The following is a 15,509-nucleotide window of genomic DNA, read 5'->3' on the forward strand; positions in this document are numbered from 1 at the left end:
ACTTCAACTCTCGCCTCCACTCTTCCCCTCAACGACGCTCTCCCGCGGCACCTCGATGGCGCTGGCCGTCGACGCCCTGCTCACGCCGCGCGCGGGCGGCGGCTGGAACGCCATGCTCGCGCTGCGCGCGCCCGACGGCGCAACCCAGGCCGATACCTCAAGCCTGAACACCGCGCCGATCCGCGCCGCCGTCGCGCAAGCGCACGTGCCCGGCGCGCTGTTCGTCGATATGAAAACCGAAGCCGACCGCCTTTACGCCAACTACGTGCGCGAAGATTTGCGTCTGTCGCTGGCGGGTTTTGCGGCGATCGCCGTGCTGCTGGCTTTCGCGCTGCGCTCGGTCAAGCGCGCCGCGCGCGCACTCGCGCCGCTGGTGACCGCCGTGCTCGTGGTGGCAGCGGGCTTTGCGCTCGCGGGCGTGGCGCTCACGATCCTGCACCTGGTGGGCATGCTGCTGATCGTGGCGGTCGGCTCGAATTACGCGCTGTTTTTCTGCAAGCACAAGCCAGACGACGGCCATCACCACGCCATTGCGCCGGGCACGCTGGTGTCGCTGCTGGTCGCCAATCTGGCGACGGTGGCGGGTTTTGGCCTGCTCGCGCTGTCGCATGTGCCGCTGCTCGAAACTTTCGGCCTGACGGTGGGACCAGGCGCGATGCTCGCGCTCGCATTCGCCGCGATTCTCGCGCCCCAGACTGCGCGCGCCGCGCCTGCGGGCGTGTCGGCAGTGGGCGCAGGGCTGAGCGCCCGCGAGGAGAAACGCGTATGAACGCCCCGACGCCGCTCCCGGTCACCGCCGCGCCGCGCCGCTGGAAACCCGCGCCGCTGATTACCGGCACCGCCGCGCTGCACGTGGGCGCGGCGGCGGCCATGCTCGCGCAACCGGCCACATGGCCCTGGGCAACCGGCGGCGTGATCGCCTCGCATCTCGTGCTGACCGCCGCGGGACTCTGGCCGAAGAGCGCCTGGCTCGGCCCGAACTGGCGGCGTCTGCCGCGCTTGCATGACGCGCAAGCCGCGCAGGACGGCATCGCCCTGACCATCGACGATGGCCCTGACCCCGAGGTCACGCCGCGCGTGCTCGACCTGCTCGACGCCCACGGCGTGCGCGCGACGTTCTTCTGCATCGGCGAGCGAGCGCTGCGTTATCCGCACATCGTCGAGCGGATGGCCGCGCGCGGCCATGCCGTTGAAAACCATAGCCAGCGGCATCGTCACAACTTCTCGCTGTCAGCGCCGGGTGCGCTGCGGCGCGAAATCGAAGCCGGACAGCGCACGCTGGGCGAGATCACCGGGGCGCGTCCGCTCTTTTTCCGCGCACCGGCCGGCCTGCGCAATCCCTTCCTCGAACCCGTGCTCTGTGACCTGGGCCTGCATCTGGCGAGCTGGACGCGGCGCGGCTTCGACACGCGCGAGCGCGACGCGACCAAGGTCGCGCAACGCCTGCTGCACGGCCTCGCGCCCCGCGACATCCTGCTGATCCATGACGGCCATGCGGCGCGCGGCGCGGACGGCGAGCCGGTGGTGTTGTCGGTATTGCCGCAATTGCTGCGCGCCGCCGCGCAGGCGCACTTGCGATGGGTGACGCTGCGCGAAGCGCTCGAAGAGAGCCTGCCGCATCCGTCGCACGAACACGCGCCACTCCCCGTCCAGAAGCCGATTGACGCGGCTCCGTTTGATAAAATTTGACACATAACAAACGTATGGCCGTGCAGCCCGGCGGCCCTCAACCCAGACGATATTCGTGAACCCACTCCTGCTCTCGCACTACACCGCCACCAGTTGCCTCGGGCGCGGTCTCGACGCGATGCTAGCCGCCCTGCGCGGCCAGCGCGGCGGCCTCGCGCCGTGCGATTTCGAGCGCGCCGAACTCGACACCTGGATCGGCCGGGTCGACGGCGTGAACGACGTGACGATGCGCGCCGATCTCCAGGATTACGACTGCCGCAACAACCGTCTCGCGCAGCTTGGTCTGGAACAGGACGGTTTCGCCGCGCACGTTGCAGCGGCGGTCGCGCGTTACGGCGCGAATCGCGTGGGCGTTTTCATCGGCACCAGCACGAGCGGCATCCTCGAAACCGAGCAGGCCTATCGCACGCGCGACCCGCAAAGCGGCGCGCTCGCGCCCGGCTTCCATTACGCCGAGACCCACAACCCCTATTCCGTCGCGGCTTTCGTGCGCGCGTACTGCGCCCTGCGCGGACCGGCCACGGCGATCTCGTCGGCGTGTTCGTCGGGGGCGAAGGTGTTTGGCTCCGCGCGCCGCATGATCGAAGCCGGATTGATCGACGCGGCCGTGGTGGGCGGCGTCGATTCGCTCTGCCTCACCACGCTATACGGCTTCAATTCGCTGGAGTTGCTCTCGCGCCAGCCGTGCCGCCCGTTTGACGCGGCGCGCGACGGCATTTCGATCGGTGAAGCGGCGGCGTTTGCGTTGCTCGAACGTCTGCCAGGCGATCAGGCACCCGCCGACGATGCCGTGCTGCTGCTCGGCGTAGGCGAATCGAGCGATGCGCACCATATGTCGTCGCCGCATCCGGAAGGGCTGGGCGCGCGCACCGCCATCGAACAGGCGCTTGCCACCGCGGGGCTCACGCCCGCCGACATCGGCTATATCAACCTGCACGGCACCGCGACGCCCAGCAACGACGCCGCCGAAAGCCGCGCCATTGCCGCGTTGTTCGACGCCACGCCCTGCAGTTCGACCAAGGGCGCGACCGGCCACACGCTGGGCGCGGCAGGCGCGCTGGAAGCCGTGGCCGCCGCGCTGGCGCTGCGCGAGCGCTTCATTCCCGCTGGCGTGAACACCACGCAGCCCGACCCGGAACTGGGCGTGAACTACGTGCTGCAAAGCCGCGATGCGGACATGCGCGCGGTGCTGAGTAATTCGTTCGGCTTTGGCGGGACGAATTGCAGCCTCGTGCTTGGTCGTGCGCCTGGTCGTGCGTCCGGTCGTACGCGCTAACCCCCGCTTCATGTGGACGACATTGCGATGAAACTGAACGCCTGCATCGAAAGCATCGGCCTGATCGGCCCGGGACTGCCCGACTGGCCGCACGCCGCCGAAGTACTCGCGGGCCGCGCGCCCTACGAGAGCGCACGCACGGTGCTGCCGCAGCCCGCCTCCCTGCCCTCCGCCGAGCGCCGCCGCACCGGCCCGGTCGTGCGCACCGCGCTGGCCGTGGGCCACGAAGCCGTAGCCGCGAGCGGGCGCGACGCGAACACGCTCGCAACCGTGTTCGCGGCCTCGGGCGGCGACGGCCAGAACTGTCACGCGATCTGCGAAACGCTCGCGGGCGACGACCGCCAGCTTTCGCCCACGCGTTTTCATAACTCGGTGCACAACGCCCCGGCGGGCTACTGGAGCATCGCGGCGCACGCGCAGGCCACCTCGAACGTGCTCTGCGCGCACGACGGCAGCTTTGCGGCCGGTCTGCTGGAAAGCCTCTGCCAGGTCGCGGTGGACGCCGTGCCGAGCCTGCTGATCGCCTATGACGCCGAATATCCCGAGCCGCTGCGCGCGGTGCGCGCCGTAGAGGACGCGTTCGGCGTGGCGCTCGTGCTGGCGCCGCTGGCCGAAAGCGATGCGCAACGGCCCGGCCTCGCTCATATCGAAGCGCAGCTCACCGACGCGCCCGCCACGAAGCTCGCTTCGCCCGCGTTCGAGGCGTTGCGCGCGAGCAATCCGGCGGCGCGTGCGCTGCCGCTGCTCGAAGCAATCGCGCAGCGCCGCGCGGCCAGCGTGGTGATCGACTATCTGCCGGAAACGCGCGTGCGAATCGATCTGAGCTTCCCGCACGCGCCGACACCGTCGGAGCCCGCGCCGTGAGCGCCGCCCCGCTGAACGCCGTGCTGCTCGATCGCGCCTGGATCGAGGCGCATATTCCGCATAGCGGCGCGATGTGTCTGCTCGACGGCGTCGAGGCCTGGGACGACACGCATATCCGCTGCACGGCGACCAGCCACCGCGATCCGCACAATCCGCTGCGCGCGCGTGGACGGCTCGGCTCCGCTTGCGGCATCGAATACGCGGCGCAGGCCATGGCCGTGCATGGCGCGCTGGTTGGCGCGTGCGACGGCGAAAACCAGCACCCGCGCGTGGGCTTTCTTGCCAGCGTGCGCGGCGTGGAAGCCCACGTCGCGCGGCTCGACACGCTCACCGGGCCGCTCATCATCGAAGCCGAACGCCTGAACGGCGACGGCACCAGCGTGCTCTACGCCTTCACCGTGCGCTGCGGCGCGCAGGCGCTGCTTTCGGGCCGCGCCGCCGTGATGCTCGACGCGTCCGGGCGGCTGCCCGGCGGCGACGTCCCGCCCGCGCCCCCGGCCACACTCAAGGGAGAATCCACATGAAAAATCGTTCGCTCAATCTGCGCGGCTCGCTCATCTTCACGGCGCTGCTGCTCGGCCTCACCAGCTCGGCAGCCCACGCCGACCTTCACGAAGTGAAGGAAGACATCAAGCACGACTCGAAAGAGGCCGCCCACAAGACCGGCGAGGCTGCGCGCGACTTCGGCCACGCCACCGCACATGCGGCCAAAACCGTGGGCCACGGTATCGCGCACGCCTCGCGCGAAGGCTGGGACGCCACCAAGCGCACGACCAAGCGCGTGTTCCACAAGGACGGCAGCCGCGAAGAGACGCACGGCGACGACGCGTGATCTCTGAGGCGGCGTGCTGCCCGCGCCGCTTCGACCGCCTGAATCCCTCCAATATCGGCCCGCCAGACCCACAAAATCCGCGAATTTACGGTTTTGCGGGCCCGATTGCCTCTGCCGAACGGCCAATTTGCCCGTCTCGCGCTCACAACAAGGCAAAATACGGGTTTTCGAGCCCGTGCCGGGCTCCTATTTTTCCTGCCGGTTTGGCCCCCGCCCTTAGCAGACGCCGCCCGAGGACGTATCATCCGGGCCTCGCTTGCCCGGGAGGACCGCGCGCGAGCCCACTGGAGTAGCTTTAATGACCGAACCCAAGATTTCATTCGCAGGCCGCCTTTCGCTCGCCTTCGGATCGTTTTTCGCCATTCTCGGCAATGCCGAACTGGCCGCCGGCGTGCGCCGCCTGCGCAACGGCGAGACGTTTGATGCGCCTGTTTCCGCACCCGTCGCTGCGCCCGTTGCACCTGCTGCACCCGTCGCACCGGTTGCGCCCGCACCGGTAGCTGCGCCCGTGGCGCCCGCCGCCAGCGCCATCGAGGAAGCCAGCCCGCAAGCGGCGCTGCAACTGCTCGGCCTGCTTCAGCGCAACGCGCGCTTCGTCGATTTCGTCGAAGAAGACATCGCGGGCTACGCGGACGCCGACATCGGCGCGGCCGCGCGCCTCGTCCACGAAGGCTGCCGCGCAACGCTGCGCGAGCACTTCACGATCCGCCCGGTGCGCACGGAAGCCGAAGGCAGCCGCGTGAGCATCCCCGAAGGCTTCGACGCCACCGCCATCCGCCTGACCGGCAATGTGGTGGGCGCTGCGCCCTTCAACGGCACGATCAGCCATCGCGGCTGGCGCGTCGAGGACGTGAAACTGCCCAAGCTCGTCAAGTCGCACGACGCCAAGGTTCTCGCACCGGCTGAGGTGGAACTGTGAGCGAAGCCCGTTATTCCATTGGCGTCGACCTTGGCACGACGCACTGCGCGCTTTCCTACGTCGACCTCGCCGGCAGTGACGGCGAAAAGGCCGTGCAAGGCGTGCTGCCCGTCACGCAGCTGACCGCGCCCGGCGCGATCGAATCGCCCGAGCTGCTGCCCTCGTTCCTCTACCTGCCCAACGCGGGCGAACTCACGCCCGGCGACCTGACACTGCCGTGGACGGCCACGCGCGAATACGCCGTAGGCGAAATGGCGCGCAGCCGTGGCGCGGGCACGCCGATCCGCCTCGTCTCCAGCGCGAAGTCCTGGCTGTGCCACCCGGGCGTCGATCGTCGCGCGGCCATCCTGCCGAACGACGCGCCGCCCGAAGTCGCGCGCGTGTCGCCGCTCGAAGCCTCGATCCGCTACCTCACGCACCTGCGCGAGGCGTGGGATGCGGCGCATCCTGACGCGCCGCTGCGCGACCAGGACGTCACCGTGACGATTCCGGCCTCGTTCGATCCGGCCGCACGCGAACTAACCGCCGAAGCCGCTCAGGCCGCCGGTTACACGCGCATGACGCTGCTGGAGGAGCCGCAGGCCGCGCTCTATAGCTGGATCCAGAAGAGCGGCGGCGGCTGGCGCAAGGACGTCAAGGTTGGCGACATCATCCTCGTGGTGGATGTGGGCGGCGGCACGACCGACCTTTCGCTGATCGCGGTGGTCGAGCGCGAAGGCAATCTCGAACTGCATCGTGTGGCCGTGGGCGAGCACATCCTGCTCGGCGGCGACAACATGGATCTGGCGCTCGCCCACGTGGTCGCGCGCAAGCTCGCGGCGCAAGGCACCCAGGCCGATCCGTGGCAACTGCGCGCGCTCACCTACGCGTGCCGCTCGGCCAAGGAAACGCTGCTCACCGATCCAAACGTGGACACCGTGCCGCTGGTAGTGCCCAGCCGCGGTTCGAAGCTGATCGGCGGTTCGATCCGCACCGAACTCACGCGCGCGGAACTCACGCAGATCATCCTCGAAGGCTTCTTCCCGCAGGTGGACGCCGCCGCGCGTCCGGCCGTGCGCACCCGCGTCGGCCTCACGCAGCTTGGCCTGCCCTACGCGCAGGATGCGGGTGTCACGCGCCATCTCGCGGCGTTCCTCGGCCGTCAGGTCGCGGCGCTCGCGGAAGTCGAAGGTTTCGGCGCACCCGCCGAAGGCGCGAGCTTCCTGCATCCCACGGCCGTGCTGTTCAACGGCGGCGTGTTCAAGTCGGAACTGCTCGCCGGCCGCGTGCTTGAGATCGTCAACGGCTGGCTCGCTGCCGAAGGCGCACCTGCGGCACGACTGCTCGGCGGCGCGGATCTCGACCTCGCGGTGGCACGCGGCGCGGCCTATTACGGCTACGTGAAGCAAGGCAAGGGTGTGCGCATTCGCGGGGGCACGGCGCGCGCGTACTACGTGGCGGTCGAATCGGCCATGCCTGCGGTGCCGGGTCTGGAGCCGCCGGTGTCGGCGCTGTGCGTCGCGCCGTTCGGTATGGAAGAAGGCACGGACGCGCCGCTGCCCGCGCAGGAATTCGGCCTCGTGGTCGGCGAGCCGGTGCACTTCCGCTTCTTCGGTTCGTCGGTGCGACGTCAGGATCAGGTCGGCACGATGCTCGATTACTGGTCGGCTGAAGAGTTGCAGGAGCTCGAAGAGATTCAGGCCACACTGCCCACCGAAGGCCGCACGCCCGGCGAAATCGTGCCGGTCAAGCTGCACGCGCGTGTGACCGAAGCGGGCACGCTGGAACTCGAAGCGGTGCCGTCCGGCAGCCACGAGCGCTGGAAGGTCGAATTCGACGTGCGCGGCGGCGTGAGCGCCTGACGCGCTTACCACCCATCGAGCGCATTCACCCGGGCGCCGCCCTTGCCTCGCCACATCGGCGTGGCCTGGGCGGCGCCCGTCTCATTGCCAAGCGAGTCAGCATTTGAGCGCGATGAAGCCATACGTCGTCGGTATCGACCTGGGGACGAGCAATACGGTCGTGGCCTACGCCGAAGCAGGCGGCGACGAAATCCGCGTATTCGATATCGAGCAGCTCACCGCGCCCGGCGAAGTGGGTGCGCAGCCGTTGCTGCCGTCGGCGCGCTATCACCCCGCCGGTGGCGAGTTGCCCGCGGGCGCGCTGCAACTGCCGTGGCCCGCATCGCAAGACGCTACCGCCGATCAAGCCGTCGTCGTCGGCAGTCTTGCCCGCACGCTGGGCGCGCAGGTGCCGGGGCGTCTGGTCGCCAGCGCCAAAAGCTGGCTCTCGCATGCCTCGGTGGACCGGCTCGCGCCGATCCTGCCCTGGGGCGCGCCTGACGACGTCGGCAAGGTTTCGCCGGTGGACGCCAGCGCGAGCTATCTCGCGCACGTGCGCGCGGCGTGGAACCACCGTTTTCCCAACGCGCCGCTCGAACAGCAGGACGTGGTGCTCACCGTGCCCGCCTCGTTCGACGACGGCGCGCGTGCGCTCACGCTCGAAGCCGCGCGCCGCGCGCAACTGCCCAAACTGCGCCTGCTCGAAGAACCGCAGGCGGCGTTCTACGACTGGCTGTTCCATCATCGCGATTCGCTGCAGGCCGAACTCGCGCACACGCGCCTCGTGCTCGTCTGCGACGTGGGCGGCGGCACGACCGACCTCACGCTCATTCAGGTGCAGGTCGATGAAAACGGCGAGCCGCGCCTGACGCGCATCGGCGTGGGCAATCACCTGATGCTCGGCGGCGACAATATGGACCTCGCGCTCGCCCATCTGGCGGAAAGCCGCTTAAGCGGAACGCAAGGTCAAGCGGGCCGGCTGTCCGCTGCGAGTCTGTCGCAACTGGTCGAGCGTTGCCGGGTCGCGAAGGAACAGCTGCTCGACGCGCACGCGCCGGAAGCGGTCGGCGTGACGCTGCTGGGCGCGGGCTCGAAGCTGATCGGCGGCGCGCGCAGCACACAACTCACGCGCGAAGAGGCGTCGCGTATTGTCGTCGACGGTTTCTTCCCGGCGGGCGACGCCAGCGATCTGCCACGACGCTCGCGCGCGGCCATCGTCGAATTCGGCCTGCCCTATGCAGCCGATCCGGCGATCACGCGCCATATCGCGGCCTTCCTGCAACGCTTCGCAGCACAGTCGCGCGAGGCGCTGGGCGAGGCCGCAAGCACCGCGGCGCTGCCCGTGCCCGACACGCTGCTGCTCAACGGCGGCGTGTTCAATGCGCCCGCGCTGTCCGCGCGCCTGCGCGACACGCTGGGCGCCTGGCGGGATGCGCCGCTCACGGTGCTGCAAAACGATCACCCCGACGTGGCCGTCGCGCGCGGTGCGGTGGCTTTCGCGCTTGCGCGCAAAGGCCGCGCGCCGCGTATCGGTGGCGGCTCGCCGCGCAGCTATTTTCTCGTGCTCGACGAAGGCGAAGCCAGCGGTGCCGAAACCGCGCAACGCGGCATCTGCCTGCTGCCGCGCGGCACTGAAGAAGGCCATGAAGTAAGGTTGGACGACCGCACGTTCGCACTGCGCGTCGGGCATCCCGTGCAGTTCCATCTGGTGTCGACAGTGGCGGAAACGCGCTGGCAAGCCGGGGAGATCGCCGATCTGTCGAGCACGCAGGCGGGCGATTTCGTGCGCCTGCCGCCACTCGCTACCGTTGTCCCGGCGGACAAAGCCGGGCGCGAGCGCCCCGTAAAACTCAGCGCGCAGCTAACCGAAGTCGGAACGCTGGAAGTGCGCTGCATCGCCACTGACGATCCCGCGCAGCAATGGCTGCTCGAATTCCAGCTGCGCCGCGACGATCACGCGCGTCCGGACGCGGGTGCGCGCGTGCGTCATCCCGCGCTCGACGAGGCCATCGCGCTGATCGAGCGCGTGTTCGGCGCGAAATCCGCCAAGGTCGATCCCAAGGAAGTGAAGCGGTTGCGCGCGCAACTCGAACACACGCTCGGGCCGCGCCAGAACTGGGATAGTCCGCTGCTGCGCGAACTGTTCGGCGCGCTCTGGGACCGCGCGGGACGACGCCGCCGCTCCGCCGATCACGAACGTCTGTGGCTCAACCTCGCGGGTTATTGCGTGCGGCCAGGCTTCGGGTTTCCGCTCGACGAATGGCGCGTCGAGCAGTTGTGGACGCTGTTCGACGACGGTATCCAGCACATCAACGACAGCCAGGTCTGGTCGGAATGGTGGACGCTGTGGCGGCGCGCGGCGGGCGGCCTGAACACCGGATCGCAGGAGCAGGTGCTCGAAGCGATGCGCTGGCTCGAAGACGCGGCCAGCGCCAAACATCACAAGCTGCCGTTCGACCCGGCGAAGCTCGGCAATGCGGATATGACGCGGCTCTACGCGTCGCTGGAGCAGATCGACGCGGCGCAGAAGGTCGAGATCGGCGCACGTCTGCTGGAGCGTCTGCAAAAGTCTGCGGAGAATCAGCAGAGCTGGTGGGCGCTGGGCCGCATCGGCGCGCGTCTGCCTTTCTACGGCAGCGCGCATGGCGTCGTGCCGCCGGAGGTGGCGGGGCAATGGCTCGACGCGATTCTCGCGCTCGACTGGAAAAAGGTCGAACCCGCGATGTTCGCCGCTGCGCAGATCGCGCGCATGACGGGCGACCGTTCACGCGATATCGCGCCTGAGTTGCGCGAAGCGGTGCTGAAGCGGCTGGAGAGCGCGAACGCACCGCACACGTGGATTGAGATGGTGCGCGAGGTGGTGGAGCTGGATAACGCCGATACGGGGCGTGTGTTCGGCGAGGCGTTGCCGGCGGGGTTGAAGTTGATGGGAGGATGAACCTTCCATCGGCACAACGCGCTCCGGTTCTGCAAACCGGAGCGCGTCATCCATCGGCTCAGTGACCGGGCCTCAATGTCCTGCCTGCGCCTCCACGGCCCGCGCCGTTTGCACCACCGGCACCGCCACCGGTTGCGCCATCAGCACCTCCTGCGACAACGCCCACTCCAGCCAGCGCGCACGATGCGCGACCACCAGCCCGAACGCCACCGCCGCCAGACCGCCGAACGTCGCAAAACCCATCTGATAGCTGCCTGTGCTTTCCTTCGCTATCCCCATGATCACGGGCAGATAAAAACCACCGATGCCGCCCGCTGCGCCCACGATGCCCGACATCAGACCCGTGCGCCCCTGCCAGCGACGCGGCACCAACTGGAACGTCGCGCCATTACCCAGACCGAAGCACACATAGGTCAGCGCCAGCAGCGCGATCCCAGCCGCAAACGGCGGCATCCAAGCAGCGAACGCGAAGTCGCACAGCGAAATCGCCGCAAGCAGCAGCACCAGCGCGCGCACGCCAGAAATACGATCGGCGATCAGACCGCCCACTGGACGCACCATCGCGCCCGTGAGCGCCAGCAGCGACATGATCACGCCCGCTTCCAGCTTAGGCACCTGATAGAGCGACACCAGCAGCGTCGTCACATACGAGGACATGCCGACAAACCCGCCAAACGTGATGCTGTACACGAGCATCACCACCCACGTATCGCCTTCCGCCAGCACGCCGCGATAGTGACGCGGCAGCACTGCGATCGCCAGCAGCGCGCCCATCACCGGCAACAGCAGCACGCCCGTCTTGCCCGCGCCGAACACGCCCGCATGCACAGCCAGCACTAGCGCGAGCAGCCCCGCCAGCGTGATAAAAAATGCGCGCAACGCCTTCGGCGCACTACCCGACTTCTGGCCAAGATCCCGCGCCCAGAAGCACACCGCCAGCGCCGCGATGCCGAGCAGCGGCAGCGCAGCGCCCGTTGCATGCGCCCAGCCGATGTTGTTGGCGAGCCCCGGAAACAGGAAACCGTCGAGCACCGCGCCGATATTGCCCGCTGCGGCCAGCCCCAGCACCAGGCCCTGCACTTTCGGCGGATAGTTGCTGCCCGCCATCGGCAAGGCCACGGCGAAGCTCGCGCCGCCCACGCCCAGCAGCACGCCCAGCACCAGCAGCAGCGTGTACGACGGTGCGCCCGGCATCAGCAGCAGCACGACAGCGGGAATCGCCGAAAGCGCGATGCCCATCAGCGCGACCTTGCGGCCGTCGCAGGCCTGATAGAGATTGCCGAGCGTCACGCGCAGAATGGCCGCGCCCAGCACCGGCACGGCCACCAGCAGGCCGAGTTCGGCCGGCGACATGTGGATGTCCTTCTGGATGAACGGCGCGAGCGGGCCGAACATCACCCAGACCGTGAAGCCGGTGTCGAAATACAGGAAACACGCCAGCAGCGCGCGCCAGTTGCCGCTCTTCAGCGAACTCAAAAGGTCTTTCACGAGGCACTCCCCAGGTAATGGATTCAGATGGGCGAACGATGCTTCGGCGCATCTCATCCGTTTAACTTCGCACTCCGATTTATTCAGCGAACCTTGCTTCGGACCGGCCTGCTTCGCGCCTGCGCGCCGCAAACAAAAAAGCGTCCCGAAGCGCGTTCGCATGGAATCTCCATGGGAATCACGCTTCGGGACGCCGTTGCCCCGCGCTGCTGGCTCCTGCTGATTGCTGTTGATCGCAATCCGCCAGATCCGATCGTCGCGCTTGTCTGGCGCGGCGATGTCAATTCGTCGAGACCGTCATTGGCCTCGCTGCATCACTAAGCAATAGCTATGCCACTCATCGTGCACAGGGGTGTGCTGTCGTCGCAAACCCTTGAAATACAGGGCTTGCGCGCGCGGTTGGTGTGCCCGGCGCACAAAAAGAAGGGGCGCATGCGCCCCACCATTCATGTGCGACGCGTGTCAGCGTCTGGTGCACCGCAGCGATCCAGCGCACCAGACGCGAGCACCCACTCGATCAGAAGCGGTGTCGCAAGCCCACGCCCACCACGGTCTGCTGGTCGCCCGAGGCCGTGGACTGGCCGCTCACGTCGGCGGTCAGGCCCGATCCGTCAGCGGAAATGTGTTGCCAGCTCACCTGCGTGTAGACGTCAGTACGCTTGGAGAGGAAGTAATCGGCCTGCACCGACACTTCATGCCACGTCGGGTGATGCTCGCCGCTCGCGGTCGACAGCGCGCCCTGCGTGTAGGTGTATTCGCCCAGCACGCTGAACGACGGCGTGAAGTGATACGAGGCGTTCACTTCGTAGTTCGAGAAGCTCGCGCCCTGGCCGTTCTGCGTCAGGCCCAGGCTGTTCGCGCCGTTGATGGTGTCGAGGCCGCCCAGTTGCGTGCGCGTCCACACAAAGCCCAGGCGCGCATTGCCCGCCAGCCAGTTCACGCCCGCGCCGTAGACGCGCTGCTGCGAAGCGATGAAGGTGCGTTCCGTGAGCGTGATCGCGCCGCTCGTGTTAGTGGCGCTGCCGCCGTTATTCGCCTGCAGATAACCCGCCGCGAAAATCAGCGGACCCGTCTCATACGACGCGCCAACGCTATACACACGGTTGTCGTCGAAGCCCCCTGCTTCGTTCGAGAAACCGTACAGCGCGCCGAATTTCAGCCCCGCGTAGTTCGTGCTGGCGAACTTCACCGCGTTGTTCACGCGGAACGAGTTATTGAGGTTGTCGTTGTCGTACGGGTGCGCGCTCAGGTTGTTGCCGCCCGGGTGGCGGCCCGTGAAGCTCAGCGGCGCGAGATAGTCGACCACCGAGTCGTACTGGCGGCCAAACGTCAGCGAGCCGTATTTCGCGTTGGTCAGCCCCACCCACGACTGGAAGCCGAACAGGCGGCCGCCCTGACGCATCGTGCCGTTCATCAGCGAAAAGCCGTTTTCGAGCTGGAAGATCGCCGCGGTGCCGCCGCCCAGATCTTCGCGGCCAATGATGCCCCAGTGGCTGCCCGTCACGTTGCCGCTGCCGGCCTGATACGACTTCGCCCCGCCGGCATTGCTGTTGAAGGAAAGGCCCGCATCGATCAGGCCATACAGCGTCACACTGTTCTGCGCATGCGCGCCGCACGCCCACACGGCCGCGCACGCGGCTACCAGGAAAGTCTTCTTCATGGTTTCCCTGCTTGATTCGTTTAGTTTCGAGTTGTTTTGGCGTCACGCGGGCGTGCGCAGTCGCACGACGCCGCGCGGTCAAACGCGGCGTCGTGTTCCCGGCGCGAACCGGTGCGTGACGAATTGAACGGGCGTGGCTGGGACGCGCTACTGGCGGCTGGCTGGGCCCTTCCGATCGGCGAGACCGTCGATCAGAACCTGATGGAAGCCACGCGAGCATGGCTCGATGCGCGCGCGGACTCCGAATACTTCGGCGAGACTGGCGGGCGTGACGACATCGGCGGGAATGCCGAAGTGCGCGATGCGCCCGTTGTGCAGCAGCATGGCGCGATCGCACGCGCGCATGGCCGCGTTGATGTCGTGCAGCACCACCACGGTGGCGATGCCGCGCTCGCGCGTGATGTCGCGCAGCACCGCCATCACCTGATACTGGTGATTGAGGTCGAGCGCGGAAAGCGGTTCGTCGAGCAGCAGGATCTGCGGCTCGCGCACCAGCGCCTGGGCAATGCCGACAAGCTGCCGCTGGCCACCCGACAGTTCGTCGAGCGAGCGGTTCGCCAGCGCGCCGATGTCGAGGCGTTCAAGCGCGTCGTGCGCCGCCGCCAGCACTTGCGCGCTGGTATGCGAGCGCAACGCGGGATCGCGTCCGGCGCGCGCGGCCACCAGCACCGATTCGAGCACCTGCAACTTCACGCCCGCGGGCAAGGCCTGCGGCAGATAGACGACGCTATGCGAACGCGCACTCGCCACGCCGAGCGCGAGCGGCGCGCCGTCGAGCGTGAGCGCACCGGCGCAGGGTTTCGCGAGGCCTGCGAGCGTGCGCAGCAGCGTGGATTTGCCGCTGCCGTTCGGCCCGAGCAGCGCCGTGATTTCGCCGCGCGGCAACGGTCCCGCGCTGAGGTTGCACAGCACGTCGCGGCGGCCGTAACGCACGCCCAGATCGTGAATCGAGAGTCCAGTCGCGGTGGTGTTCATTGCGCGGCTCCTTGCGAGCGCACCACGATCGCCAGAAACAGCGGAATCCCGACCAGCGCCGTGACGATGCCCACCGGAATCAGCACGCCCGGCACGATCAGCTTCGACGCAATCGAGGCGAGCGAGAGCATCAGCGCGCCCAGCAGCAGACTGCCCGGCAGATAGAAGCGATGGTCCTCGCCGAACAGCGTGCGCGCGAGATGCGGCGCGATCAGCCCGACAAAACCAATCGTGCCGACAAACGACACCGCCAGCGCCGACAACACCGCCACGCGCAGCAGCGTGGTCAGGCGCAGGCGCTTGATGTCGATGCCGAAACTCGCCGCGCGATCCTCGCCCAGGCGCAGCGCCGTGAGCGCCCACGCGTTGCGCATCGACAGCGGCAAGGCCACCGCCAGCGCCGCCGCGAGCACGCCGATCTTGGTCCAGTCGGCGCGCGCGAGCGAACCGAGCGTCCAGAACACGAGGCCCTGGAGCGCGTCGGCGGAAGCGATGAACTGCATCAGTTCGGTCAGCGCGTGAAACGAGAACACCAGCGCGATGCCCATCAGCACCACGCCCGCAGTGCTCATGCCGCGCCAGCGCGCGACTAGGTCGAGCGTGAGCGCCGAAGCAAACGCGAACACGAAGGCATTCGCTGAGACCACCCACGTCTGCGCCACACCGGGAATCGCCAGATCGAGCACGATGGCGAGCGATGCACCAAACGCCGCCGCCGCCGATACACCGAGCGTATAAGGGCTCGCGAGCGGGTTGTTAAGGATGGTCTGCATTTCCGCGCCCGACAGGCCGAGCGACGCGCCCACCGCGAGCGCCATCACCGCGTAGGGCAAGCGGATCTGCCAGACGATCACGACATCGGCGGGATCGGCATGCGCGCGGTCGAACAGCGTGTGCACGAGCGTCGCGAGCGGCAAGCCCGACGGGCCCGAACTCGCGTCGATCAGCAGCGACCCGGCGATCAGCATCGCCACCACCACGAGCAGCAAGGCGCGACGCCGCGTCAGGCGCGCGTAGGCGCGCATCTGCGCCTGCGCCTGAACATCGA

The 15,509-nt window shown here is 68.1% G+C and carries 13 protein-coding genes and 1 pseudogene; 10 read left to right on the forward strand and 4 right to left on the reverse strand.

The window, feature by feature from the left end:
* From F3J17_RS30660 to F3J17_RS30700, 9 genes and pseudogenes are all read left to right on the forward strand, one after another.
* A pseudogene (locus F3J17_RS30660) lies at nucleotides 1–769 on the forward strand (hypothetical protein); the annotation flags it as partial.
* The gene (locus F3J17_RS30665) at nucleotides 766–1,689 is read left to right on the forward strand and encodes a polysaccharide deacetylase family protein (RefSeq protein ID WP_167068432.1); all 924 of its coding nucleotides are present in this window, start codon (nucleotides 766–768) and stop codon (nucleotides 1,687–1,689) included. The pseudogene F3J17_RS30660 and the gene F3J17_RS30665, both read left to right, overlap by 4 nt.
* 55 nt (nucleotides 1,690–1,744) lie before the next feature.
* Nucleotides 1,745–2,965 (forward strand): beta-ketoacyl-[acyl-carrier-protein] synthase family protein, encoded by a 1,221-nt coding sequence (locus tag F3J17_RS30670; protein WP_167068435.1) that lies wholly within the window; start codon nucleotides 1,745–1,747, stop codon nucleotides 2,963–2,965.
* A gap of 27 nt (nucleotides 2,966–2,992) precedes the next feature.
* Nucleotides 2,993–3,829: a beta-ketoacyl synthase chain length factor gene (locus tag F3J17_RS30675; protein WP_167068438.1), complete on the forward strand. Its 837-nt coding sequence runs from the start codon at nucleotides 2,993–2,995 to the stop codon at nucleotides 3,827–3,829.
* Nucleotides 3,826–4,353: a hotdog family protein gene (locus tag F3J17_RS30680; RefSeq protein ID WP_167068441.1), complete on the forward strand. Its 528-nt coding sequence runs from the start codon at nucleotides 3,826–3,828 to the stop codon at nucleotides 4,351–4,353. Before F3J17_RS30675 ends, F3J17_RS30680 begins: the two co-directional genes overlap by 4 nt.
* Nucleotides 4,350–4,661 (forward strand): hypothetical protein, encoded by a 312-nt coding sequence (locus F3J17_RS30685; protein WP_167068443.1) that lies wholly within the window; start codon nucleotides 4,350–4,352, stop codon nucleotides 4,659–4,661. The genes F3J17_RS30680 and F3J17_RS30685 overlap by 4 nt, the downstream gene beginning before the upstream one ends.
* A 298-nt stretch (nucleotides 4,662–4,959) precedes the next feature.
* Nucleotides 4,960–5,580 (forward strand): DUF2760 domain-containing protein, encoded by a 621-nt coding sequence (locus F3J17_RS30690; protein ID WP_167068446.1) that lies wholly within the window; start codon nucleotides 4,960–4,962, stop codon nucleotides 5,578–5,580.
* Nucleotides 5,577–7,421 (forward strand): Hsp70 family protein, encoded by a 1,845-nt coding sequence (locus tag F3J17_RS30695; RefSeq protein ID WP_167068449.1) that lies wholly within the window; start codon nucleotides 5,577–5,579, stop codon nucleotides 7,419–7,421. The genes F3J17_RS30690 and F3J17_RS30695 overlap by 4 nt, the downstream gene beginning before the upstream one ends.
* 112 nt (nucleotides 7,422–7,533) lie before the next feature.
* The gene (locus tag F3J17_RS30700; RefSeq protein WP_167068452.1) at nucleotides 7,534–10,338 is read left to right on the forward strand and encodes an Hsp70 family protein; all 2,805 of its coding nucleotides are present in this window, start codon (nucleotides 7,534–7,536) and stop codon (nucleotides 10,336–10,338) included.
* Nucleotides 10,339–10,410: 72 nt separating this feature from the next.
* On the opposite strand, the gene F3J17_RS30705 is transcribed toward F3J17_RS30700, so the two are convergent.
* The gene (locus F3J17_RS30705) at nucleotides 10,411–11,826 is read right to left on the reverse strand and encodes an MFS transporter (protein WP_167068455.1); all 1,416 of its coding nucleotides are present in this window, start codon (nucleotides 11,824–11,826) and stop codon (nucleotides 10,411–10,413) included.
* Nucleotides 11,827–11,997: 171 nt separating this feature from the next.
* Here F3J17_RS30705 and F3J17_RS30710 point away from each other — a divergent pair, with 171 nt between their 5' ends.
* Nucleotides 11,998–12,147 carry a hypothetical protein gene (locus tag F3J17_RS30710; RefSeq protein WP_167068458.1) on the forward strand — a complete coding sequence of 50 codons (150 nt, stop codon included), beginning with the start codon at nucleotides 11,998–12,000 and terminating at the stop codon, nucleotides 12,145–12,147.
* 196 nt (nucleotides 12,148–12,343) lie between these two features.
* Here the strand turns inward: F3J17_RS30710 and F3J17_RS30715 are convergent, their stop codons facing one another.
* From F3J17_RS30715 to F3J17_RS30725, 3 genes are all read right to left on the reverse strand, one after another.
* The gene (locus F3J17_RS30715) at nucleotides 12,344–13,486 is read right to left on the reverse strand and encodes a porin (RefSeq protein WP_167068461.1); all 1,143 of its coding nucleotides are present in this window, start codon (nucleotides 13,484–13,486) and stop codon (nucleotides 12,344–12,346) included.
* Nucleotides 13,487–13,633: 147 nt separating this feature from the next.
* Nucleotides 13,634–14,461 carry an ABC transporter ATP-binding protein gene (locus tag F3J17_RS30720; RefSeq protein ID WP_167068464.1) on the reverse strand — a complete coding sequence of 276 codons (828 nt, stop codon included), beginning with the start codon at nucleotides 14,459–14,461 and terminating at the stop codon, nucleotides 13,634–13,636.
* On the reverse strand, nucleotides 14,458–15,486 hold the full coding sequence (locus F3J17_RS30725) for an iron ABC transporter permease (protein ID WP_240161223.1): 1,029 nt from the start codon (nucleotides 15,484–15,486) through the stop codon (nucleotides 14,458–14,460). The genes F3J17_RS30720 and F3J17_RS30725 overlap by 4 nt, the downstream gene beginning before the upstream one ends.
* Nucleotides 15,487–15,509: the final 23 nt, after the last annotated feature.

The organism is Burkholderia sp. Ax-1719 (genome assembly GCF_011753055.1).
Taxonomy (GTDB): domain Bacteria; phylum Pseudomonadota; class Gammaproteobacteria; order Burkholderiales; family Burkholderiaceae; genus Paraburkholderia.